Origin of the sequence: Novosphingobium sp. Leaf2 (assembly GCF_001421325.1) — a bacterium.
Lineage (GTDB): Bacteria > Pseudomonadota > Alphaproteobacteria > Sphingomonadales > Sphingomonadaceae > Novosphingobium.
Window position 1 is genome coordinate 385,836 of the sequence record NZ_LMJY01000012.1, and the last position, 20,468, is coordinate 406,303.

25 protein-coding genes and 1 tRNA gene are annotated in these 20,468 nt (G+C 63.7%); 7 read left to right on the top strand and 19 right to left on the bottom strand.

Annotation, left to right across the window (positions count from 1 at the left end):
* Nucleotides 1–8: 8 nt before the first annotated feature.
* The 17 genes from rpmC to ASE49_RS08590 all read right to left on the bottom strand — a co-directional run bounded on the left by rpmC (nucleotide 9) and on the right by ASE49_RS08590 (nucleotide 11,803).
* Complete coding sequence (gene rpmC / locus ASE49_RS08520) at nucleotides 9–215, bottom strand: 50S ribosomal protein L29 (protein WP_056771012.1); 207 nt, start codon at nucleotides 213–215, stop codon at nucleotides 9–11.
* Nucleotides 215–649, bottom strand: coding sequence for a 50S ribosomal protein L16 (rplP, locus tag ASE49_RS08525; RefSeq protein ID WP_056770474.1), 435 nt, complete (start codon nucleotides 647–649; stop codon nucleotides 215–217). Before rplP ends, rpmC begins: the two co-directional genes overlap by 1 nt.
* A gap of 22 nt (nucleotides 650–671) precedes the next feature.
* Nucleotides 672–1,367, bottom strand: coding sequence for a 30S ribosomal protein S3 (rpsC, locus tag ASE49_RS08530; RefSeq protein WP_056770478.1), 696 nt, complete (start codon nucleotides 1,365–1,367; stop codon nucleotides 672–674).
* A gap of 3 nt (nucleotides 1,368–1,370) precedes the next feature.
* Entirely contained in the window at nucleotides 1,371–1,748 is a 378-nt protein-coding gene (gene rplV / locus ASE49_RS08535; RefSeq protein ID WP_056770481.1) for a 50S ribosomal protein L22, read from the bottom strand.
* Nucleotides 1,745–2,026 (bottom strand): 30S ribosomal protein S19, encoded by a 282-nt coding sequence (rpsS, locus tag ASE49_RS08540; RefSeq protein ID WP_056770484.1) that lies wholly within the window; start codon nucleotides 2,024–2,026, stop codon nucleotides 1,745–1,747. Before rpsS ends, rplV begins: the two co-directional genes overlap by 4 nt.
* Nucleotides 2,027–2,032: 6 nt before the next feature.
* Entirely contained in the window at nucleotides 2,033–2,869 is an 837-nt protein-coding gene (gene rplB / locus ASE49_RS08545; RefSeq protein WP_056770487.1) for a 50S ribosomal protein L2, read from the bottom strand.
* A 6-nt stretch (nucleotides 2,870–2,875) separates the two neighbouring features.
* Entirely contained in the window at nucleotides 2,876–3,187 is a 312-nt protein-coding gene (locus tag ASE49_RS08550) for a 50S ribosomal protein L23 (RefSeq protein ID WP_056770489.1), read from the bottom strand.
* Nucleotides 3,180–3,806, bottom strand: coding sequence for a 50S ribosomal protein L4 (rplD, locus tag ASE49_RS08555; RefSeq protein WP_056770491.1), 627 nt, complete (start codon nucleotides 3,804–3,806; stop codon nucleotides 3,180–3,182). The genes ASE49_RS08550 and rplD overlap by 8 nt, the downstream gene beginning before the upstream one ends.
* A 2-nt stretch (nucleotides 3,807–3,808) precedes the next feature.
* Entirely contained in the window at nucleotides 3,809–4,564 is a 756-nt protein-coding gene (rplC, locus tag ASE49_RS08560; protein ID WP_056770494.1) for a 50S ribosomal protein L3, read from the bottom strand.
* 346 nt (nucleotides 4,565–4,910) lie between these two features.
* Nucleotides 4,911–5,222: a 30S ribosomal protein S10 gene (gene rpsJ, locus ASE49_RS08565; protein ID WP_007011873.1), complete on the bottom strand. Its 312-nt coding sequence runs from the start codon at nucleotides 5,220–5,222 to the stop codon at nucleotides 4,911–4,913.
* 130 nt (nucleotides 5,223–5,352) lie between these two features.
* Nucleotides 5,353–6,543 carry an elongation factor Tu gene (tuf, locus tag ASE49_RS08570; protein WP_056770496.1) on the bottom strand — a complete coding sequence of 397 codons (1,191 nt, stop codon included), beginning with the start codon at nucleotides 6,541–6,543 and terminating at the stop codon, nucleotides 5,353–5,355.
* A 114-nt stretch (nucleotides 6,544–6,657) separates the two neighbouring features.
* Nucleotides 6,658–8,730 carry an elongation factor G gene (gene fusA, locus ASE49_RS08575; RefSeq protein WP_056770499.1) on the bottom strand — a complete coding sequence of 691 codons (2,073 nt, stop codon included), beginning with the start codon at nucleotides 8,728–8,730 and terminating at the stop codon, nucleotides 6,658–6,660.
* Nucleotides 8,731–8,847: 117 nt separating this feature from the next.
* A complete protein-coding gene (gene rpsG / locus ASE49_RS08580) occupies nucleotides 8,848–9,318 on the bottom strand; it encodes a 30S ribosomal protein S7 (RefSeq protein ID WP_056770504.1) in 471 nt (156 codons plus the stop codon).
* 156 nt (nucleotides 9,319–9,474) lie between these two features.
* On the bottom strand, nucleotides 9,475–9,846 hold the full coding sequence (gene rpsL / locus ASE49_RS08585; protein ID WP_007682177.1) for a 30S ribosomal protein S12: 372 nt from the start codon (nucleotides 9,844–9,846) through the stop codon (nucleotides 9,475–9,477).
* Between the two features lie 476 nt (nucleotides 9,847–10,322).
* A complete protein-coding gene (locus ASE49_RS18185; RefSeq protein ID WP_156370209.1) occupies nucleotides 10,323–10,808 on the bottom strand; it encodes a hypothetical protein in 486 nt (161 codons plus the stop codon).
* Nucleotides 10,801–11,418 (bottom strand): hypothetical protein, encoded by a 618-nt coding sequence (locus ASE49_RS18190; RefSeq protein ID WP_156370210.1) that lies wholly within the window; start codon nucleotides 11,416–11,418, stop codon nucleotides 10,801–10,803. Before ASE49_RS18190 ends, ASE49_RS18185 begins: the two co-directional genes overlap by 8 nt.
* The gene (locus tag ASE49_RS08590; RefSeq protein ID WP_056770508.1) at nucleotides 11,408–11,803 is read right to left on the bottom strand and encodes a hypothetical protein; all 396 of its coding nucleotides are present in this window, start codon (nucleotides 11,801–11,803) and stop codon (nucleotides 11,408–11,410) included. Before ASE49_RS08590 ends, ASE49_RS18190 begins: the two co-directional genes overlap by 11 nt.
* A gap of 199 nt (nucleotides 11,804–12,002) precedes the next feature.
* On the opposite strand from ASE49_RS08590, the gene ASE49_RS08595 reads away from it, so the two are divergent.
* The gene (locus ASE49_RS08595) at nucleotides 12,003–12,809 is read left to right on the top strand and encodes a helix-turn-helix domain-containing protein (RefSeq protein ID WP_235522894.1); all 807 of its coding nucleotides are present in this window, start codon (nucleotides 12,003–12,005) and stop codon (nucleotides 12,807–12,809) included.
* A 110-nt stretch (nucleotides 12,810–12,919) separates the two neighbouring features.
* Here ASE49_RS08595 and ASE49_RS08600 read toward each other — a convergent pair.
* Nucleotides 12,920–12,996: transfer RNA gene (locus ASE49_RS08600), tRNA-Arg, on the bottom strand.
* 107 nt (nucleotides 12,997–13,103) lie between these two features.
* On the opposite strand from ASE49_RS08600, the gene ASE49_RS08605 reads away from it, so the two are divergent.
* From ASE49_RS08605 to ASE49_RS08620, 4 genes are all read left to right on the top strand, one after another.
* Nucleotides 13,104–13,844: a queuosine precursor transporter gene (locus ASE49_RS08605; protein ID WP_162234238.1), complete on the top strand. Its 741-nt coding sequence runs from the start codon at nucleotides 13,104–13,106 to the stop codon at nucleotides 13,842–13,844.
* A gap of 31 nt (nucleotides 13,845–13,875) precedes the next feature.
* Nucleotides 13,876–14,994 carry a DNA replication/repair protein RecF gene (gene recF, locus ASE49_RS08610; RefSeq protein ID WP_056770516.1) on the top strand — a complete coding sequence of 373 codons (1,119 nt, stop codon included), beginning with the start codon at nucleotides 13,876–13,878 and terminating at the stop codon, nucleotides 14,992–14,994.
* A 302-nt stretch (nucleotides 14,995–15,296) separates the two neighbouring features.
* Nucleotides 15,297–15,761 carry a nuclear transport factor 2 family protein gene (locus tag ASE49_RS08615; RefSeq protein WP_056771016.1) on the top strand — a complete coding sequence of 155 codons (465 nt, stop codon included), beginning with the start codon at nucleotides 15,297–15,299 and terminating at the stop codon, nucleotides 15,759–15,761.
* On the top strand, nucleotides 15,758–16,360 hold the full coding sequence (locus ASE49_RS08620; RefSeq protein WP_056770518.1) for a TetR/AcrR family transcriptional regulator: 603 nt from the start codon (nucleotides 15,758–15,760) through the stop codon (nucleotides 16,358–16,360). Before ASE49_RS08615 ends, ASE49_RS08620 begins: the two co-directional genes overlap by 4 nt.
* A gap of 99 nt (nucleotides 16,361–16,459) precedes the next feature.
* Here the strand turns inward: ASE49_RS08620 and ASE49_RS08625 are convergent, their stop codons facing one another.
* A complete protein-coding gene (locus tag ASE49_RS08625; RefSeq protein WP_056770521.1) occupies nucleotides 16,460–17,161 on the bottom strand; it encodes an arylesterase in 702 nt (233 codons plus the stop codon).
* A gap of 50 nt (nucleotides 17,162–17,211) precedes the next feature.
* Here ASE49_RS08625 and ASE49_RS08630 point away from each other — a divergent pair, with 50 nt between their 5' ends.
* Both ASE49_RS08630 and ASE49_RS08635 read left to right on the top strand, forming a co-directional pair.
* Nucleotides 17,212–17,922: an ABC transporter ATP-binding protein gene (locus tag ASE49_RS08630; protein ID WP_056770524.1), complete on the top strand. Its 711-nt coding sequence runs from the start codon at nucleotides 17,212–17,214 to the stop codon at nucleotides 17,920–17,922.
* Nucleotides 17,923–17,959: 37 nt separating this feature from the next.
* Nucleotides 17,960–20,455, top strand: a complete 2,496-nt coding sequence (locus tag ASE49_RS08635; RefSeq protein ID WP_056771018.1) for an ABC transporter permease — start codon at nucleotides 17,960–17,962, stop codon at nucleotides 20,453–20,455.
* The last annotated feature ends 13 nt before the right edge of the window (nucleotides 20,456–20,468 follow it).

The window sequence follows — 20,468 nt, forward strand, 5'->3', positions numbered from 1 at the left end:
GTTTCTCCTTACGCCTTCGCCGCAGTCGAACGCTCAGCCTGGAGCGTCTTGATGCGGGCGATGTCGCGACGGACTTCCTTGATGCGTGCCGGACGCTCGAGCTGGCTCGTAGCGGCCTGGAAACGCAGGTTGAACTGCTCGCGCTTGAGATCAACGAGATCAGCGGTCAGCTGATCGTCCGTCTTGGCGCGGAAGTCTTCGGTCTTGGCGGCCATCATTCGCCTCCCAGGTGCGAGGTGTCACCCAGACGGGCAACGACCTTGGTCTTGATCGGCAGCTTCATCGCAGCGCGGCTGAAAGCCTCTGCGGCGAGCGGGCCGGCAACGCCGTCTACCTCGAACAGGATACGGCCGGGCTTCACGCGAGCCGCCCAGTATTCCACCGAACCCTTGCCCTTGCCCTGACGGACTTCGGCAGGCTTCTTCGAAACCGGCACATCGGGGAAGATGCGGATCCAGAGACGGCCCTGGCGCTTGAGGTGACGGGTGATCGCACGGCGAGCCGCTTCGATCTGGCGGGCAGTGATACGCTCGGGCTCCATGGCCTTGAGGCCATAGGACCCAAAGTTCAGATCGGTGCCGCCCTTGGCGTCGCCCTTGATCCGGCCTTTGAAGGCCTTGCGGAACTTGGTCTTTTTCGGTTGCAGCATGGTGCTTACTCTATCCTAAGCCTCAACGCGCCGGGCGAACGCCGGAGGTCTGTGCCTCCATCATGAGTCGATCCGTGGCCATCGGGTCGTGGCCAAGGATTTCGCCCTTGAACACCCAGACCTTGATGCCGATGATGCCATAGGCGGTCAGCGCCTCGGCCTCGGCATAGTCGATGTTGGCGCGCAGTGTGTGCAGCGGAACCCGACCCTCACGGTACTGCTCGACACGGGCGATTTCAGCACCGCCGAGACGGCCACCGCACATGATCTTGACGCCTTCGGCGCCCAGACGCATCGCGGACTGCATCGCGCGCTTCATCGCACGGCGGAACGCCACGCGGCGGATCAACTGGTCGGCGATCCCCTGCGCGATCAGCTTGGCATCGACTTCCGGCTTGCGGATTTCAACGATGTTCAGCTTCACTTCGCTCGCGGTCATCGCGGCAAGCTGCTTGCGCAGCTTTTCGATGTCCGCGCCCTTCTTGCCGATGATGACACCGGGACGGGCAGCGAAGATCGAGATGCGGCACAGCTTGGCCGGACGCTCGATCACGACCTTGGAAATCGCGGCTTGGGGCAGCGTGTCCATGATCGACTTGCGGATCTTGAGGTCTTCCTCAAGCAGCTTGCCGTAATCCCGGCCTTCAGCGAACCAGCGGCTGTCCCAGGTACGGTTGATCTGCAGGCGCAGACCGATAGGATTGCTCTTGTGACCCATGGCTCAGGCCTCCTCGACTTCGCGAACGACGATCCGGAGCCGTGAGAACGGCTTCAGGATGCGCGTGGACTTGCCGCGACCACGGGTGTGGAAACGCTTCATAGTGATCGACTTGCCAACCGAAGCCTCAGCGACGACGAGCGCGTCGACATCGAGATTGTGGTTGTTTTCCGCGTTGGCGATCGCCGAGGCGAGAACCTTGCGGGCTTCGACGGCCATGCCCTTGGTCGAGAACGTGAGGATGTTCATCGCGTCTTCGACACGGCGGCCACGGATCAGGGCAGCAACAAGGTTAAGCTTCTGGGCCGAACCACGAATGGTGGTGTTGACCGCAAGCGCTTCCTTGTCACCGACGCGGCGGGGTGCTGCTTGCTTGCTCACTTGCGCTTGCCCTTCTTGTCGGCGGCGTGGCCGGGGAACGTGCGGGTGGGCGCGAACTCACCCAGCTTGTGACCCACCATGTCCTCGTTGACCGAGACCGGGATGAACTTGTGCCCGTTGTAGACGTTGAACGTCAGACCAACGAACTGCGGAAGGATGGTGGAACGACGCGACCAGGTCTTGATCGGGCCACCACGGTTGCCGGCATCCTGCGCGACTTCGGCCTTCTTGAGAAGGAAGAGGTCGACGAAGGGGCCTTTCCAGACGGAACGTGCCATCGTGACTTACCTCTTCTTCTTGGCGTGACGCGAACGGATGATGAGCTTGTCCGTCTGCTTGTTGTTGCGAGTACGAGCGCCCTTTGTCGGCTTGCCCCAAGGCGTAACCGGATGGCGGCCACCCGACGTGCGGCCTTCACCACCACCGTGCGGGTGATCGACCGGGTTCTTGGCGACACCGCGCGTCAGCGGACGACGGCCCAGCCAGCGACCGCGACCGGCCTTGGCGAGGGTCTGGTTCGAGTTGTCGGGGTTCGAAACCGCGCCAACCGTGCCCATGCAATCGCCGCGCAGGTAGCGCTGCTCGCCCGAGTTGAGACGAACGATCACCATCCCGCGGTCACGACCGACGACCTGCACATAAGTGCCTGCCGAACGGGCGATCTGCCCGCCCTTGCCGGGCTTCATCTCGACGTTGTGGCAGATTGTGCCGACCGGCATCTGCGCCAGCAACATCGCGTTGCCGGGCTTCACGTCGGTCTTTTCGCCGGCGACGACGACATCACCAACCGCAAGACGCTGCGGCGCGATGATGTAGGTCTGCTCACCATCGGTGTACTTGACCAGCGCGATGAAAGCGGTGCGGTTGGGATCGTACTCGATCCGCTCCACGGTCGCTTCCATGTCCCACTTGCGACGCTTGAAGTCGATGAAGCGGTACTTCTGCTTGTGACCGCCCGCAATGCCGCGCGAAGTCACGTGGCCCTTGTTGTTGCGACCACCAGTCTTGCTCTTGCCTTCGGTCAGCGCCTTGAGGGGCTTGCCCTTCCAGAGCGACGACTTGTCGACGAGGACCAGGCCACGGCGCGCCGGGCTGGTCGGGTTATAATGCTTAAGTGCCATCGGAAATTAACCCCGCACGCCTTCGGTGACGTCAATCGACTGGCCTTCGGCCAGCGTGACGATCGCCTTTTTCACGTCGCTGCGACGGTAAGCCTTACCGCGCCAGCGCTTGGTCTTGCCCTTTGCGACCAGCGTGTTCACGCCGGTGACCTTGACGTCGAACAGCGCTTCGACGGCAGCCTTGATTTCGGGCTTGGTCGCCTTGTCGGCCACTTTGAACACGACCGCGTTATGCTCGGAAAGCAGGGTCGACTTCTCGGTGATGTGGGGCGACAGGATCACGTCGTAATGACGGATGTCCACGTTGCTCTTAGCCATTGAAGCGCGCCTCCAGCTTCTCGACAGCGGCGCGGGTCAGCACCAGCGTGTCATGCTTCAGGATGTCGTACACGTTGGCGCCGACGGCGGGCAGCACATTCACGCCGACGATGTTGCGGGCCGCCAGGGCAAAGCCCTCGTTGACCTGCTCACCGTCCATAACGAGAACCTTCTTGCCGAAGTTCGCCTTCGCGAGCTCACCGGCCAGCACCTTGGTCTTGGCATCTGCCACGTCCAGCGTGTCAACGATGACCAGACCGTTCTGTGCCTTGGCGGACAGTGCCATCTTGAGGCCGAGCGCACGGATCTTCTTGTTCAGCGAGGGGTCGAAATCGCGGCGACGGGCACCGTGAGCCTTACCACCACCAATGAACACCGGAGCTGCACGATCGCCGTGACGAGCGGTACCACCGCCCTTCTGGTTACCGAACTTCTTGCCGGTACGCGCAACTTCCGAACGCTCGCGCGTGGCGCGGGCGATGCCGCGACGCTTTTCAAGCTGCCAGGTGACGACACGGTGCAGGATGTCCGCGCGCGGCTCGATGCCGAACACGTCGTCCGAAAGCTCGATGTCAGCGTTGGCGGCTGAACCGTCGATATTGAGGACCTGAACCTTCATGATTAGCCCTCCTGGCCTTCGGTCGCTTCAGGCGCCGCGGTTTCAGCAGGCGTATCGGCAGCGGCCGTATCATTGGTGTTGGCGGCCAGCTTGATGCCGGCGGGATAAGGAGCCTCGGCGTGACGGGCAACCTTGACGGCGTCCGAAACGGTCAGCCAGGTGTTCTTCGAACCAGGGACCGAGCCCTTGACGAAGATCAGGCCGCGCTCATCGTCCACGCGGACGATTTCGAGGTTTTGCTGCGTGCGCTGGCGGTCGCCCATGTGTCCGGCCATCTTCTTGTTCTTGAAGACCTTGCCCGGATCCTGACGGTTGCCGGTCGAACCGTGAGCACGGTGCGAGATCGACACACCGTGGGTGGCGCGCATACCGCCGAAGCCCCAGCGTTTCATGGCGCCCTGGAAGCCCTTACCTTGGGTGTGGCCACCTACGTCGACCAGCTGGCCCGGCACGAAGTGCGAGGCTGCGATCGTGGCACCGACATCGAGCACGGCATCGTCGGCAACGCGGAATTCCGCGACGCGCATCTTGAGGGAAACTTCAGCCTTGGCGAAATGCTCGCGCTGCGGCTTGGCGACGTTTTTCTGCTTGGCTTCACCAGCACCGAGCTGGACCGCGACGTAACCGTCACGATCTGCGGTGCGGACCGAAACCACCTGGCAGCCTTCCAGGGCCAGGACGGTGACGGGCACATGGCGGCCATCCTCCTGGAACAGGCGGGTCATCCCGACTTTCTTGGCGATCACGCCGGTACGCATGACCTTCTCCTTACAGAGGCGTACGCAGGACCATCCCCCGCACGCATGTCCAACCCTATGTGTGATACGAACCCCGTCCGGGTCAGGTGCTTCCTGCCGCCCATCGCGGGCAACGGAAACGAGACGGGGGACGCATTCCCGACGCATACCCGAAGGTAGCGGCGGAGGTATCCCTTGTGTCCCCATCGGATTTTCCTCCGGGGCTCTGTCTCTGCGGGTTTCCCCGCAAATTTGGTCGCAAAGACCGACAAGGACTATTGGACCCGAAGGTCCGAATATCGCCTCGATCGTTTATAGTCCGATCGGAAGGACTGTCGGGGTAACCATTCGGTCACCCCGCGCCGTCTCATGCCAGCTTGATCTCGACGTTCACGCCGGCCGCAAGGTCCAGCTTCATCAGCGCATCGACAGTGGCGGCGTTCGGCTGCACGATATCAAGCAGACGCTTGTACGTACGCACTTCGAACTGCTCACGCGACTTCTTGTCGATATGCGGACCGCGGTTCACGGTGAACTTCTCGATCTTGGTCGGCAGCGGAATGGGGCCCCGGATAAGCGCGCCAGTGCGGCGTGCCGTGTCAGCGATTTCGCCAGTGGCCTGGTCGAGTACGCGATGGTCAAACGCCTTGAGGCGAATGCGAATGTTCTGAGCTTCCATGTCCAACACCGATGAGAAAGAGCACTAAAAAAGTCGGTCGCCCCATCCTCTCCATCCGGGAGAACGGGGCGACCGCCTGAATAAACCTGACCGAAGGAAGAACGAATCTCCCTGCGGTGCGCGGCCTATATTACTTCGTGATGTTGCTGACAACCCCAGAACCGACGGTACGGCCGCCTTCGCGAATTGCGAAGCGGAGACCCTCGTCCATGGCGATCGGCGCGATCAGCTTGATCGACAGCGCAACGTTGTCGCCCGGCATCACCATCTCGGTGCCCTCGGGGAGGATCACTTCGCCGGTGACGTCGGTGGTGCGGAAGTAGAACTGCGGACGATAGTTGGCGAAGAACGGCGTGTGACGGCCGCCCTCTTCCTTCGACAGCACGTACACTTCAGCCGAGAACTCGGTGTGCGGCGTGACGGTGCCGGGCTTGGCCAGAACCTGGCCACGCTCAACGTCTTCACGCTTCAGACCGCGAACCAGCGCGCCGATGTTGTCGCCCGCACGACCTTCGTCGAGCAGCTTGCGGAACATTTCCACACCAGTGACGACGGTCTTCTGGGTGTTGCGGATGCCGACGACTTCGACTTCCTCGCCAACCTTGACGATGCCGGTCTCGACGCGGCCGGTAACAACCGTACCACGACCCGAGATCGAGAACACGTCCTCGACGGGCATCAGGAAGGGCTTGTCGGTCGGACGCGGGGGCTGCGGGATGTAGTCATCGACGGCCTTCATCAGCTCAAGGATCTTCTCCTTGCCGATGTTGTCGTCGCGACCTTCCAGAGCGGCGAGAGCCGAACCCATGATGATCGGAATGTTGTCACCGTCGAAATCGTACGAGGACAGCAGTTCGCGCACTTCGAGTTCGACGAGCTCGAGCAGCTCTTCGTCGTCGACCTGATCGACCTTGTTCATGAACACGACGAGCTGCGGCACGCCAACCTGGCGGGCCAGCAGGATGTGCTCGCGGGTCTGGGGCATCGGGCCGTCAGCAGCGTTCACCACCAGAATCGCGCCGTCCATCTGGGCAGCACCGGTGATCATGTTCTTCACATAGTCAGCGTGGCCAGGGCAATCGACGTGCGCGTAGTGGCGCGCGTCGGTCTCATACTCGACGTGTGCGGTCGAGATCGTGATGCCGCGCTCACGCTCTTCGGGGGCCTTGTCGATGTTGGCGAAGTCAACGGCGGTGCCGCCGAACGCTTCGGCCATCACCTTGGTGATCGCGGCAGTCAGCGTGGTCTTGCCGTGGTCAACGTGACCGATGGTGCCGATGTTGCAGTGCGGCTTGTTCCGCTCAAATTTAGCCTTGGCCATCTTTCAAACCTTCTTTCGTCTTGAATGCGAATCTGCGGGGTATCGGAGCGGAGCCCGCTGAATCAGGCGCCGCCCCTAGAACCAATCGTGTCTTCAAGCAAGCATTGTTGGCCGTCAGGCCAGCTTCTCCTTGACTTCAGCGGCGACGTTGGCCGGCACTTCGTCGTAATGAGAGAACTGCATCGAGTAATTCGCGCGGCCCTGCGTGAACGAACGCAGGGTGTTCACGTAACCGAACATGTTCGCGAGCGGCACGTTGGCATCCACCACCTGGGCGTTGCCCCGGCTATCGGTGCCCTGGATCTGGCCACGACGCGAATTGAGATCGCCGATGACGTCGCCCATGAACTCTTCCGGGGTGACGACCTCGACCTTCATGATCGGCTCGAGCAGCTTGATGCCCGCCTTCTGCGCGACTTCACGCATGGCGGCGCGACCGGCGATTTCGAACGCCAGAGCGGACGAGTCGACGTCGTGGTAGGAACCGTCGTACAGGACGATGTCGAAGTCGATGATCGGGAAGCCGACCAGCGAGCCCGAGGCTGCGGTTTCGCGCATGCCCTTTTCGATCGCCGGGATATATTCCTTGGGAATATTACCGCCCTTGATCTCGTCCTTGAAGGTGATGCCCGAACCGCGCTCACCCGGCGTGACCTTGACCTTCACGCGACCGAACTGACCGGTACCGCCGGACTGCTTCTTGTGGGTGTAGTCAACGTCCACCGGCTTGCCGAGGTATTCACGGTACGCCACCTGCGGCGCACCGACGTTGGCCTCGACCTTGAACTCGCGACGCATGCGGTCGACGATGATGTCCAAGTGAAGTTCGCCCATGCCCTTGATGATTGTCTGGCCGGACTCGTGGTCGGTGCTGACGCGGAACGAGGGATCTTCGGCCGAGAGACGGTTAAGCGCGACGCCCATCTTCTCCTGGTCGGCCTTGGTCTTGGGTTCCACCGACAGTTCGATGACCGGCTCGGGGAATTCCATGCGTTCCAGCACGATCGGATACCGCTCGGAACACAGCGTGTCGCCGGTGGTGGTTTCCTTCATGCCGGCCAAGGCCACGATGTCGCCCGCAAAGGCTTCGTCGATGTCTTTACGCTCGTTGGCATGCATTTCGAGAATGCGGCCGACCTTTTCCTTCTTGCCCTTCACCGAGTTCAGGTACGTGCCCTTCGACAGCGTGCCTGAATAGATGCGCGCGAAGGTGAGCGAACCCACGAACGGGTCGTTCATGACCTTGAACGCCAGCGCCGAGAACGGTGCTTCGTCCGACGGCGGACGGCTGTCAGGTTCGTCGCTGTCGACCTTCACGCCCTGCACGTCCTCGATGTCGAGCGGCGACGGCAGATAGTCCACCACCGCGTCAAGCAGGGGCTGCACGCCCTTGTTCTTGAACGCCGAGCCGCAAACTACGGGCACGAACGCATGGCCCAACGTGCCCTTGCGGATCAGCGCCTTGAGCGTGTCGACATCGGGTTCGGTGCCTTCGAGGTACGCTTCCATCGCGTCATCGTCCTGGTCGACGACCAGTTCGATCAGCGCGGTGCGATATTCGGCAGCTTCGTCGGCCAGTTCGGCGGGGATTTCCTCGTAGAAGAACTCGGCGCCCAGCGACTCGTCCTTCCAGATGATCGCACGGTTCTGCACGAGATCGACCAGACCACGCAGATCGCCTTCGAGGCCGATCGGGATGTACAGGACAGCAGGCTTGGCACCGAGGCGGTCGATGATCGACTGCACGCAGTACTTGAAGTTCGCGCCGGTGCGGTCGAGCTTGTTGATGAAGCACATGCGCGGAACGCCGTACTTGTCGGCCTGGCGCCACACGGTTTCGGACTGCGGTTCCACGCCCGCGACGCCGTCGAAGCACGCCACCGCGCCGTCGAGGACGCGCAAGCTGCGCTCCACTTCGATGGTGAAGTCGACGTGGCCGGGGGTGTCGATGATGTTGATGCGGTAGTCGCCCCAGAAGCACGTCGTGGCTGCCGAGGTGATGGTGATGCCGCGCTCCTGCTCCTGCTCCATCCAGTCCATGGTCGCAGCGCCGTCGTGCACTTCGCCGATCTTGTAGGACTTGCCGGTGTAGTAGAGAATACGCTCGGTCGTCGTGGTCTTGCCAGCGTCGATGTGCGCCATGATACCGATGTTGCGATACATGGAAAGCGGATGGCTGCGGGCCATGGGGAAATCCTTGAGCGAGGGTGTCGGGGAGCGGGTACGGCCTTTAGATAGACCTGCGCGCCCTGAAATAAAAGTGTGACGCCCGGATGACCATGCACCCGGGCCCCACGGATCACATTACCAGCGGTAGTGCGAGAAGGCGCGGTTCGCGTCCGCCATGCGGTGCGTGTCTTCGCGCTTCTTCACCGCGTTGCCACGGTTGTTCGCGGCATCGAGCAGTTCGCCCGACAGGCGCGCGGCCATCGTGGTTTCGGGACGGTTGCGCGCCGCGCCGATCAGCCAGCGGATCGCCAGCGCCTGCGAACGCTCGGGGCGGACTTCGACCGGGACCTGGTAGGTCGCACCGCCGACGCGGCGCGAACGCACTTCGATCTGCGGCTTCACGTTGTTGAGCGCATCGTGGAACAGCTGGACCGGGTCCGACTTCGCACGCGTTTCCATGGTTTCCATGGCGCCATACACGATCGATTCCGCGATCGACTTCTTACCATCGTACATGAGGTTGTTCATGAACTTGGACAGGATGAGATCTCCGAAACGGGGATCGGGCAGGATTTCCCGCTTCTCGGGACGACGACGACGTGACATTTTTCAAAACTCCTTCGGAGTGCGGCGAGCCCATCCGGTCTCGCCTTGGCGGCTCCGGCCCTCTCCCCCACCCGACCACCCGACGACAGTACCCTATGGGTGGTCGGGTGGGGGAGAGGGCCGGAGCCGCTAACCGCCGTAAGGCGGAAAAAAGGCTTACTTCGGACGCTTGGCGCCGTACTTCGAGCGGCTCTGCTTGCGATCCTTGACGCCCTGCGTGTCGAGCACGCCGCGCAGGATGTGGTAGCGCACGCCGGGAAGATCGCGGACACGACCGCCGCGGATCAGCACGACCGAGTGCTCCTGCAGGTTGTGGCCTTCGCCCGGGATGTAGGAGATGACTTCGCGGCTGTTGGTCAGGCGCACCTTGGCGACCTTGCGAAGCGCCGAGTTCGGCTTCTTCGGGGTCGTGGTGTAGACGCGGGTGCACACGCCGCGCTTCTGCGGGTTCTGCTCCATCGCCGGGACCTTCGACTTGGCCTTCTGCGGTTCGCGACCCTTGCGGATCAGCTGGTTGATCGTGGGCATCTATACTCTTCTTTCAAATGGGAGTGTGATGGATGCACGCCCGACACGCAGACGCGGACCCTTCACACCCCGGCAGGTTACCGGACCGGCAGAGCGATCGTGCATTCGGGAAGAGGGAGATGCGGGTTCACGCGATGCGCCGATCGGAAAGAGCGCCGCCTCGCCGTCCGACCCGAAGGTGCGAACAGGCAAAAGACCAGCGCCGCCGCCAAGGCCGCACCCGTGAGCCGAAAAACACTCCACCCGGCGCAAAAACGCAACCGGATTACTTTACCACCCGATGCGAAGTGCGCGCGGCCCATCCAAATCGCTGCCGATTCGAAAACCTGCCCACACTCCGGGCCGCGCTGTCGCCAAGGGCCTGAACCCCTGCAAATCCGCGCGAAACCTACCGCAATGGTAATGTTCAGCTCAATATCACCCCCACGAGCGGACCCGCGAAGGATGCGGGCCTGTAGGTGATTGGGGGGCGGGGGTCAAGGTGTTGACGACCCAGATGCAGTTTGGACTGCAGGAAACGTATCCTTTATCACTGCTCGCAATCGGTCACCGGCCAACTCAGCTTTAAGTGAGCCGATCGCCTCACCCTTAAAAGGTAGCCCGACGATGACTGCATGGGCAGGATTGGCTAAACCGACGCCATCAGCGACGAGCGGATCAGCCGCCACAAAAATTTCTTCTTCGAATTCGGCAAGCGCCGAGAGCGCGTCACCAACATTGAATTGCACAAAGACGGCAGTTTTGCCGATCTTCATGCGACTGGCCATCACCCTGCGTAGTTCAAAACGATCGTCTCTGATTTCCCGCGAAAACACGCCAACTCGGTTTACCGACAAGCCATCAACGTCTTTTGGTGAACGGTCAAAGGCGCTCGCGTTGACTTGCCCGGTCGCGGCATCGAAGTGGGAACCACCGACATAACGAGTGATATCTTCGACATCACCGACAGCTCTATCAGACATCGACGATCAGGGAGAATACGTCGGGCGTCATAACCAACCGAAAAATGGCTTGGCTCGATTTAACGCCCATCAGCGAGCCTAGATTAGCGCCGTCAGTCTGGAGGATGATGAATTGAATCTTGTCTTCATCCCGAAACTGCAAACCGACTTGTTGCCCCTGGGGCGCATCCCAAAGCAATCTGACATTTCCATTTGTTAAAAAAGCGCCGGGCCGTCGCACGCCATGAAGGCGGGACAGAAAAGCCATGGCCGCTTTCGCCGATTTCTCATTGAAAGGAAGCCTTTCCTCCGCAGCAATCTCTTTCAAGTTATCAATACGATACACGATTTCCGCATGCCATGGCGGTCGAGGTAAGATATGCCCAAGGTCGTTTGCGGGGCCATGCACCAGCCATTGACTGGCTTTGTTAGATGCCTGGCCAGGCTCAACGTAAGGATTGAGTATCTTTTCCGGGGCAATTTTGGAAATCGCCAAACCGACTTCTTCGAAGTCCTTTTCCGTCAAATAAGTATGCAACTTGCGCGGAGGCTTCGAATACTGCCACTGTGACGGAGCAGAACTGTCTTTTACGACGACGTCGGAAAGCAACGCGTCGAAATTAGGATTCATAGCCAGCACCCTGCTTTTCTATGTCTTCCAGCCACTGAGTAATTTGGCCAACCACGACATGGCCTTTGATTCGATCGAGAACGATGCCTTGGTGAAGGATCGTCATCGCCATCTTGACGACATCGCCATAATTCATGCGTAAACGGGCCACCTCAGCCCAGACCGGCTCGACTTCGGGCTCATAATAATCGCCTTCGTCGTTTATCCCATGGATCAAAGGGCTGACCTGCAAACATATCAACTCCACGTCTCGTCCGAGCGGGAGCGGGAGCACTTCATCCGCCACAACGCGAATAAAAGTGGCGTCTCGGACGACCTTGCGATCATCCTTCGTTTCAATCGCCTCTGGTACGGCAGCGCCACTAAATTTTTGAGAATCGCTCATACACATCCCGATATATGCCACCACATCAAAACACCAACGCCTATACTCGCTGCATAGTCACTTAGGAGCAGGAAAAGCACGAGGACAGTCTAGCCTCCATCAGACAAACAGAAAGCATTTTCCTACATACCCATACCTCGGATACATAAGTCCGCCATGAGGGGCACTCACTCCAACAACCCATGGAGTTTCCAGCCTTATGTCGCATTCGGACCCCCATTTCGGACCCGCCCGCCAGCCGGGCGAACCTGACCTTCCGCCTGCTTCCCACCCGCCCGAGGGCGACGGCCCGGCGCTGCCGCGCTTCGGGTTGCGGTTTGGGTATTGCGATGCGCCTGCACCCGAGAACACGCCCGGGCCTGCGGGGCGGGCGGCGTCGCGCTCGGCGCGGCCTTCGCGGCGCACTTCGCGGGTGGCGTTCTTCGACGCGGAGGTGGACGCGGACGATCCGCTGCTGGGCTTCACGCCGTACGAACATGTCGCGCCGCGCCGCAATTCGATCACACCGGACCGGCAGCGCGCATTCGTCGCCGCGCTTGCCGCCAGCGGGATCGTGACGCAGGCGGCGCGCGTCATGGGGGTCAGCGTGGAGGCGCTGTACAAGCTGCGCCATCGCCAGGGCGCGCAGGGCTTTGCGGGCGCGTGGGATGCGGCGATCGACCGGGGTATGATGCGGCTGGAGGATTGCGCGCTGGAACGCGCGATCCGGGGCGAGGAGCGTCCGGTGGTGAGCCAGGGCCGCGTCGTCGCCACCTACATGCGCCATGACAGCGCGCTGCTAATGTTCCTGCTCCGCCACCGCCGCGCCGCGCGCTTTGCCCCCGTCGCCGCGCCGGGGCGCGATCCGCAGCCCGGCTCCGCGCTGTACGAGCGGATCGTGGCGGACCACAATGCGCGCGGCCCCTCATCCGAGGAAATCGTCGATCGCATCAACGCCAAGATCGAAGCGATCAAGCAACGCCGCCTGCAAGCCGAAGCGCAGAACGACGACGCCAGCGAAGCGTAGGCCTCGAACCCCGAAAAGGTGTTCGCAAGGCCAAACGGCCGCCCGAGCTTATGCGAGGAAAGCCAAGCGGGCGAATGCCCGCGCCCGGCGCCTGAGGGCTCAACAAAAACTGGCGCGCCCGACAGGGTTCGAACCTGTGACCCCAAGCTTAGAAGGCTCGTGCTCTATCCAGCTGAGCTACGGGCGCGCGCAAGGCTCCCCATAGCGCGGCGCACGCGCGGTGCAAACGGTCTCGCACCCCCAAGTTGTGCTTTGCGCAGAGGCGAAGGCGCGTTACGCCTGCGGACCATGACCATGCCGCCGAAAGCCGCCCCTGCCCTCTCCCGCATCGATGGCGCGGCAGGCGCGCGGCGGCACTTTGCGTATTTCGACTATGTGATGGCCGCGTTCGTGGCGATCCTGCTGCTGTCCAACCTCATCGGCGCGTCCAAGCTGGCCCAGGTAGGCGGCGTGGAATTCGGCGCAGGGATCCTGTTCTTCCCGGTCAGCTACGTGATCGGCGATGTGCTGACCGAGGTCTATGGCTATGCCAACGCCCGGCGCTGCGTGTGGGCGGGGTTCTTCGCGCTGGTGTTCATGGCGTTCATGAGCTTCGTCGTCGTCGCCATGCCGCCCGCGCCGGGGTGGAGCGGGCAGGCCGCCTACGAAAGCGTGTTCGGCTCCACCTGGCGGATCGTGCTGGCATCGGTCGTGGCGTTCTGGGCGGGGGAGTTCGTCAACTCGTTTGTGCTGTCCAAGCTGAAACTGCTGACCGGCGGTAAGCACTTGTGGACCCGCACCATCGGCTCCACCGTGTTCGGCCAGGCGGTGGACAGCGCGCTGTTCTACCCCATCGCGTTCCTGGGCACCTGGACCACCACGCAGGTGCTGACGGTGATGGTCACCAACTGGTTCTTCAAGGTGCTGTGGGAAGTGGTGCTGACGCCGGTCACGTATGCCGTCGTCGGCTGGCTAAAGCGGCGCGAGGGGGTGGAGGTGTTCGACGAGAACGTGAACTTCTCCCCCTTCGCCAAGGCAGGCTCCGTGCGTGATTGAGGCGGGCGCGTTAAGCGGCTAGGCCGCGCCGATGCTCGACCGCATCCTCCTGTCCCGCTTCCGCAACCATGCCGACACCGTGGTGGAGGGCACCGCGCGGTTCAACCTGCTGGTGGGCGAAAACGGCGCGGGCAAGACCAACGTGCTCGAAGCCATCAGCCTGCTCGCCCCCGGCCGGGGCCTGCGCCGCGCGCAATTGCCCGACATGCCCGCGCAAGGCGGCGACGGCAGCTTCGGCATCAGCGCCGCGCTGACTATGCCCGGCGTCGGTGAAGGCAGGGGCGGCGAGCCGGTGCGGCTGGGCACGGGTGTTGCTTCCGCGCGGCCCGGTCGGCGGCTGGTTCAGGTGAACGGCGCGCAAGGCTCTGCGCTGGGGCTGGCGGAGTGGCTGTCGATCGGCTGGCTGACCCCGGCGATGGACCGCCTGTTCGTGGAAACGCCCGGTGCGCGCCGCCGCTTTATGGACCGGCTGGTGATGGCGCTGCACCCTGCCCACGCCGCCAACGCCGCGCGGCTGGAGGGCGCGGTACGCGAACGCAACCGGCTGCTGGCGGGCGAGCGCATGCCCGACGCGCGCTGGCTGGATGCCATCGAAGTGCAGATCGCCGAGGCCGGGGCGCTGGTCGCCAGCGCGCGCGCGCGACTGGTCGACCGGCTGGAGGCGACGCTGGCCACCCTGCCCGACGCCCCCTTCGCCCGCCCCTCGCTGGCGTATGTACCCGGCGGCCCGGTGGAGGCCGGCGCGCTGGCCATCGCCCTGCACGAAGGCCGCGCGCGCGAACGCGCCGCCCAGCGCACGCTGACCGGCCCCCACCGCGACGAGCTGGCGGTGACGATGGCGGGCAAGACCCAGCCCGCCGCCGAATGCTCAACCGGCGAACAAAAGGCGATGCTCATCGCCATCACGCTCGCCCACTCGCACCTGCTCGAACAGGCCGAGGCGAACGGAGGCGAGGCCCGCCCGCGCCTGCTGCTGCTGGACGAAGTAGCCGCGCACCTCGACCCGGTGCGCCGCGAAGCCCTGTTCGCCCGCCTGCGCGCCGGCACCGCGCAAGTGTGGCTGACCGGCACCGAAGCGGCCCCGTTCGAGGCGATCCTGAAGGAGGCGGCAGTGTGGGAGGTCAGCGCGGGCACGGTGCGGCGGGTTTAGGCCAGACGAGCTAGGAAACATGACTATGCTTTCCTTGAACCACAGAAAGCCGCTTTTCGCCCTGAGCGATCTGACGCACACCCAATAAGCCGACTTTCGATATACGTGCTGTCCGCACAGGCACTTGGGCTCTGTATGCGCGATGCTTTCCCTTGCATAACTTGCGCATACGCCACGCTGGCTGGTTCGATCCATCGCGCTTGACATCGAAAAATTGCAGTTGTACCGATCAGTACACGTTAGCAAACGCGGTAAGTATACGCACCGGCGTGGCCCGCATTCACATCATGAAAGAAATGGTTATGTCTCGTCCTCCACTGCCCCCTTTTACCCACGAGACTGCGGTAGAGAAGGTTCGCTTGGCCGAAGATGGCTGGAACACGCGCGATGCGGCCAAAGTCGAGCTTGCCTACACTCTCGATACACGCTGGCGTAATCGGGTGGAGTTCGCGACCAACCGCGAACAGGCGAAGGAGTTTCTGGAGCGTAAGTGGAACAAGGAACACGAATACCGTCTGATCAAGGAGCTATGGGCCTTCACCGGAAATCGTATCGCTGTGCGTTATGCCTACGAGTATCGTGATGACAGCGGTCAGTGGTACCGCGCCTACGGAAATGAGAACTGGCTCTTCGCTGCTGACGGATTGATGTCGAACCGGCACGCCAGCATCAACGAAATGCCGATCGCGGAAACGCAGCGCAAGTTTCATTGGTCTCTTGGGCGCCGTCCCGATGACCATCCTTCGCTGAGCGATCTCGGCCTTTGAACACCAAGCGCGTCCTGACCGATCGCGACAGTGCCGTGCCAGCTTTGGCGGAGGCGTTCCGCGAGCATGGCTTTGAAGGTGCGAGCCTGGCCACGCTGTCGAAGACGACAGGCCTTGGCAAGGGGAGCCTCTACAACTTCTTTCCTGGCGGGAAAGCTGAGATGATGGACGCCGTCCTCGAGGACATAGACCGCTGGTTTTCCGAGATGATCTTTTCGCCTCTGGAACACACGGTTGATCCGACGTCCGCTGTCACGTCGATGATGCAGGAAGTGGCTGCATATTTCAGGTCAGGAAGAAGAGTGTGCCTGGTCGGCTCTCTCGGCCTCAACACCGCTGGCGAGGCCTTCAAAGACAGGGTGGCGGCATACTTCGCGCGCTGGATCTCTGCATTGGCTAAATGCCTGGAAGCCGGTAAAATTCCGCCCGTACTGGCCGCTCACCTTGCTGAAGACACGATTTGCACAATACAGGGCGCGATTGTCTTGGCCCGAGGCTTGGGCGAGGAAGCAACATTCACGCGAATAATCGAGCGGCAGCGGGCAATCTTGCTTCAATCTGTCGCCCGTGATAGGAAGATTTCCCGGTTCGATGGTTGACGCAAGCGTGGTAGCCAAAAGCGCTCCTCAAAAATGCGGCGTAGCGCCGGTTTGCGAGTTAGACTCCGACCCTGAAGCTACGGAACATTGAACGCGCGCCTACTTCCCCGCCTTCGGCAGCGCATCGGCCACGTCGTCCACCGTGGCGGCGACGATGGCGTCGATGCCGATGGCGGTGGGGTGCACGTGGTCGCCCTGGATCAGGTCGGGCTTGTCGATCACCGGCTGGAGAAAGAACGGCACCAGCACCGCGTGGTATTTCTGTGCAAGCTGGGGGTAGATCGGATTGAAGGTGGCGGCATAATCCTTGCCCAGGTTCGGCGCGGCGAGCATGCCCAGCAGCACCACGCGAATGCCGTCCGCCTGCAGGCGCTGGAGGATCTTTTCCAGATTGGCGCGGGTTTGCGCCGGCGGGAGCGCGCGCAGCATGTCGTTGCCGCCAAGGCTGATGATGGCAAGCTGCGGCTTTGTCGTCTGGCTTTTCAGCGTGAAGTCCAGCCTTTGCAACCCCGCCGCCGTCGTGTCACCCGAAACGCCCGCGTTGGCGATTTTCGCGTTGATGCCGCGCGCGCGCAGTGCCTGCTCCAGCCGGTCGGGATAGCTTTCACCGTCCTGCAAACCATAGCCCGCCAGCAGCGAATCCCCGAAGGCCAGGATCGACCGCTCCGGCCCCATGACCGGCATCGGCGGCGCGGCGTCCGTCGCGCTCTGGCTGGCCGGCGCCGGGGGTGCGGGCGTCTTGTCACAAGCCGCCAGACCCAGCGTGGAGACGGCAAGAAGCGCGATGAATGGGCTGCGCACGACATTCTCCTGTAGCCGCCACCTTGTGGGACGGCGCTGTGCTATCCCATATGGGAAGCGTGACAAGCCCTGCCCACTGCCCCGCCCCCACCATTCTTGCACACGACCTGCGGCTGACGCTGGGGGCGGGTGCCAGCGCGGTGGAGATCCTCAAAGGGATCGACCTTGCCGTGCCGCGCGGCCAGACGCTGGCGCTGCTGGGGCCTTCGGGCTCGGGCAAATCGTCGCTGATGGCGGTCCTGTGCGGGCTGGAGCGGGCCAGCGCCGGCACGCTGCAGGTGGCGGGAGAGGATTTTGCCGGAATGAGCGAGGATGCGCTGGCCCGGGCGCGGCGCGGGCGCATCGGGGTGGTGCTGCAGGCTTTTCACCTGCTGCCTACGATGACCGCGCTGGAAAACGTGGCCACCCCGCTGGAACTGGCGGGGATGCCGGACGCGCGCGAACGGGCCGAGGCGGAACTGGCCGCCGTAGGCCTTGGCCATCGCCTGTCGCACTACCCCGCGCAGCTTTCCGGCGGCGAGCAGCAGCGCGTGGCGATCGCCCGCGCGCTGGCCCCGCGCCCGGCGCTAGTCTTTGCCGACGAGCCGACCGGCAACCTCGATGCCGCCACGGGCGCGGCCATCGTCGACCTGCTGTTCGCCCGCCGGGCGGAGGCCGGGGCGACGCTGCTGATCATCACGCACGATGCAGCCCTGGCGCAAAGGTGCGAACGGGTGGTGACGCTGGCCGATGGCCGGATCGTGAGCGACACGCGTGGGTGACCGCCAAGGCCGCGCCCTGCCGTGGCGCACCGCGTGGATGCTGGCCCGGCGGGATTTGTCCGCCCGCTTCAAGGGTTTGCGGTTGCTGCTGGTGTGCCTGTTTCTGGGCGTGGGGGCGATTGCCGCGATCGGCACCCTGACCGGCTCGATCAAGCACGAGCTGGGCGCGCGCGGCCGGCAGATCCTGGGCGGCGACATCGAACTGCGCGTGTGGCAGCGCGACGTGTCGAAAGACGAACGCGCGGCGCTGGCCCGGCTGGGCCAAGTCTCCACCGGCTATCGCATGCAGGCGATCGCCACCCACGGCGACGCCACGGCCCCTGTTGCGCTCAAAGCGGTGGACGGCGCCTGGCCGCTGTACGGACGGCTGGACCTGACCGATGGCCGCCACGTTGGCGCACCGCCGCCCGGCACCGTCTGGATTGCCAAAGGCACAGCGGCGCGGCTTGGCGTAAACCCCGGCGCGACGATCGTGGTCGGCGGCGTGCCGCTGCGCGTGGGCGGTATCCTGGCGTCCGATCCCGAACAGATGAGCGAGGGCTTTGCACTGGGCGATACCGCTATCGTGCCGGTTGACCTGCCGGCCCGCGCCGGGCTGACGTCGCCAGGCGCGATGTTCCGCTCGGTCACCCGCGTGCGCTTCGCTGATGGCGCGCGCGATCCCGAACCCGTGGTGGACGCGATGAAAGTGCGCTTTGGCGATGGCGCGTTCGAGGCGCGCACCCGCAACGCCGCCTCCCCCACGACCGAGCGGTTCGTCAGCCGCATGGGCGAATTTCTGGTGCTGGTGGGCCTGGCCGCGCTGGTGATCGCCGGGATCGGTATCGGCGGCGGTGTCTCGTCCTACCTTCAGGCGCGGCGCAACGCGATCGCGACGCTCAAGGTGCTGGGCGCGACGAGCGGGGACATCGCGCGGATCTATGTTCTGCAGGTGGGCGCAGCCGCACTGGTGGGCAGCCTTGCCGGGCTCATGGCGGGCGTGCTGGTGACGCCATTGCTGGCCAGCGCGCTGCAAAACCTGCTGCCGGTGGAAAGCGGCTTCACGGTATCACCGGCAGCGCTCGCCACCGCAGCCGCCTATGGCCTGCTGGTGGCGCTGGTGTTCGCCGCCCCGCCGCTGGTGCGCGCACGCGGCTGGCCGGCGATGGCGCTGATGCGGGCCGGCGTTTCGCCCCTCGTTGCAGATCGCAAGGCGCTCGCCGTTCCGGTGGGGCTGGGCCTTGCCGCCATCGTCACGCTGGCGCTGGTCAATGCCGCGCAGCCGCTGGTGACGCTGGGCTTTCTGGCCGGCAGTGCGGGGATGCTGGGACTGCTGGCGCTGATCGGGCTGGGCATCCGCAAGGGCGCGGCCCGCCTGCCCCGCCCGCGCGGGCCGATGCTGCGTGCAGGGCTTGCCAACCTGCACCGCCCGGGCGCGCAGACCGGCGCGCTGGTGACCGCGCTGGGCTTTGGCCTGTCCGCCTTCGTGCTGATCGCGGCGGTGCAGACCAGTCTGGATGCCAACATCCGCAAGACCGTGCCGGCCCGCGCGCCCGACTTCTTCGTGCTGGACGTGCCACCCGCCAAGGCCCCTGCCTTTCGCGACGCGGTGGCGCAGACGGTGCCCGGCGCGGTGCTGCGGCTGGTGCCCAACTTGCGCGGGCGGATCATCGCCTACGGCCCGCAAGGTCGCATGACCAAAGTGTCCAGCCTTGGCAAGGACTTGCCGGACGGCGCCTGGGCCTTGCGCGGCGAGCGCGGCCTGACCTATGCGGCGAGCGTGCCCGAAGGCAGCACGGTGACCGCCGGTGCCTGGTGGCCGCCGCTCTATCGCGGCGAGCCGCTGGTTTCGCTCGATGAAAAACTGGCGCAGGCGATCGGCCTGAACGTGGGCGACTATATCACCGTCAGCGTGCTGGGCGTGGAGCGCACCGCGCGGGTCGCGGCACTGCGCCGGATCGACTGGGATACGCTGGGGTTCAACTACGTGCTGGTGTTCTCACCCAACACGCTGGAAGACGCGCCGCACAACCTTGCCGCCACCATCGAGGTGCCCAAGGGCACGCCCACCACCGGCCTGCTGCCCCGGCTGGTGCGCGCCTTCCCGTCCACCTCGGTGATCGAAACCGGCAGCCTCCTGCGCGATGCGCGCGGGCTGCTCGATCAGTTGTCCGCCGCGATCCTGGCGGCAGCGTCTGTGGCGGTACTGGCAGGGCTTGCGGTGCTGCTAGGCGCGATTGCGGCGGCGCGGGCCAGCCGCACCTACGACACCGTGATCCTGCGGGTGTTGGGCGGCAGCCAGGGGCAATTGCTGATGCTGCAACTGGCGGAATACGGCCTGATCGCCGCTGTGCTGGCGCTCGTCGCGCTAGTTGCCGGAAGCACGATGGCCTGGGCCGTGGTGGTGAAATTGTTCGAATTTGCCTGGCTGCCGGACTGGCCGCGCGTGCTGGCGGTGCTGGGCATCGGCCTGCTGCTTATTCTCGGCTTTGCCCTGGCCGGCTCGCTCCCGCTGCTGCGGGCCAAGCCGGCCAGGGCGTTGCGCGAACTGTAGAACGCGCAAGGCC

What these genes read in the sequence shown, in the direction of transcription:
- ASE49_RS08590 (WP_056770508.1), bottom strand. Translation starts at nt 11,803, where the DNA reads ATGAGCGATTCTCAAAAATTTAGTGGCGCTGCCGTACCAGAGGCGATT.
- rpsC (WP_056770478.1), bottom strand. Translation starts at nt 1,367, where the DNA reads ATGGGTCACAAGAGCAATCCTATCGGTCTGCGCCTGCAGATCAACCGT.
- rpsS (WP_056770484.1), bottom strand. Translation starts at nt 2,026, where the DNA reads ATGGCACGTTCCGTCTGGAAAGGCCCCTTCGTCGACCTCTTCCTTCTC.
- ASE49_RS08630 (WP_056770524.1), top strand. Translation starts at nt 17,212, where the DNA reads ATGGGAAGCGTGACAAGCCCTGCCCACTGCCCCGCCCCCACCATTCTT.
- rplB (WP_056770487.1), bottom strand. Translation starts at nt 2,869, where the DNA reads ATGGCACTTAAGCATTATAACCCGACCAGCCCGGCGCGCCGTGGCCTG.
- ASE49_RS08595 (WP_235522894.1), top strand. Translation starts at nt 12,003, where the DNA reads ATGTCGCATTCGGACCCCCATTTCGGACCCGCCCGCCAGCCGGGCGAA.
- ASE49_RS08615 (WP_056771016.1), top strand. Translation starts at nt 15,297, where the DNA reads ATGTCTCGTCCTCCACTGCCCCCTTTTACCCACGAGACTGCGGTAGAG.
- rpsJ (WP_007011873.1), bottom strand. Translation starts at nt 5,222, where the DNA reads ATGGAAGCTCAGAACATTCGCATTCGCCTCAAGGCGTTTGACCATCGC.
- ASE49_RS08550 (WP_056770489.1), bottom strand. Translation starts at nt 3,187, where the DNA reads ATGGCTAAGAGCAACGTGGACATCCGTCATTACGACGTGATCCTGTCG.
- rpsL (WP_007682177.1), bottom strand. Translation starts at nt 9,846, where the DNA reads ATGCCCACGATCAACCAGCTGATCCGCAAGGGTCGCGAACCGCAGAAG.
- rpmC (WP_056771012.1), bottom strand. Translation starts at nt 215, where the DNA reads ATGGCCGCCAAGACCGAAGACTTCCGCGCCAAGACGGACGATCAGCTG.
- ASE49_RS08635 (WP_056771018.1), top strand. Translation starts at nt 17,960, where the DNA reads ATGCTGGCCCGGCGGGATTTGTCCGCCCGCTTCAAGGGTTTGCGGTTG.
- rplC (WP_056770494.1), bottom strand. Translation starts at nt 4,564, where the DNA reads ATGCGTACCGGCGTGATCGCCAAGAAAGTCGGGATGACCCGCCTGTTC.
- rplP (WP_056770474.1), bottom strand. Translation starts at nt 649, where the DNA reads ATGCTGCAACCGAAAAAGACCAAGTTCCGCAAGGCCTTCAAAGGCCGG.
- fusA (WP_056770499.1), bottom strand. Translation starts at nt 8,730, where the DNA reads ATGGCCCGCAGCCATCCGCTTTCCATGTATCGCAACATCGGTATCATG.
- recF (WP_056770516.1), top strand. Translation starts at nt 13,876, where the DNA reads ATGCTCGACCGCATCCTCCTGTCCCGCTTCCGCAACCATGCCGACACC.
- rpsG (WP_056770504.1), bottom strand. Translation starts at nt 9,318, where the DNA reads ATGTCACGTCGTCGTCGTCCCGAGAAGCGGGAAATCCTGCCCGATCCC.
- ASE49_RS18185 (WP_156370209.1), bottom strand. Translation starts at nt 10,808, where the DNA reads ATGTCTGATAGAGCTGTCGGTGATGTCGAAGATATCACTCGTTATGTC.
- ASE49_RS18190 (WP_156370210.1), bottom strand. Translation starts at nt 11,418, where the DNA reads ATGAATCCTAATTTCGACGCGTTGCTTTCCGACGTCGTCGTAAAAGAC.
- tuf (WP_056770496.1), bottom strand. Translation starts at nt 6,543, where the DNA reads ATGGCCAAGGCTAAATTTGAGCGGAACAAGCCGCACTGCAACATCGGC.
- rplD (WP_056770491.1), bottom strand. Translation starts at nt 3,806, where the DNA reads ATGAAGGTTCAGGTCCTCAATATCGACGGTTCAGCCGCCAACGCTGAC.
- ASE49_RS08605 (WP_162234238.1), top strand. Translation starts at nt 13,104, where the DNA reads ATGCCGCCGAAAGCCGCCCCTGCCCTCTCCCGCATCGATGGCGCGGCA.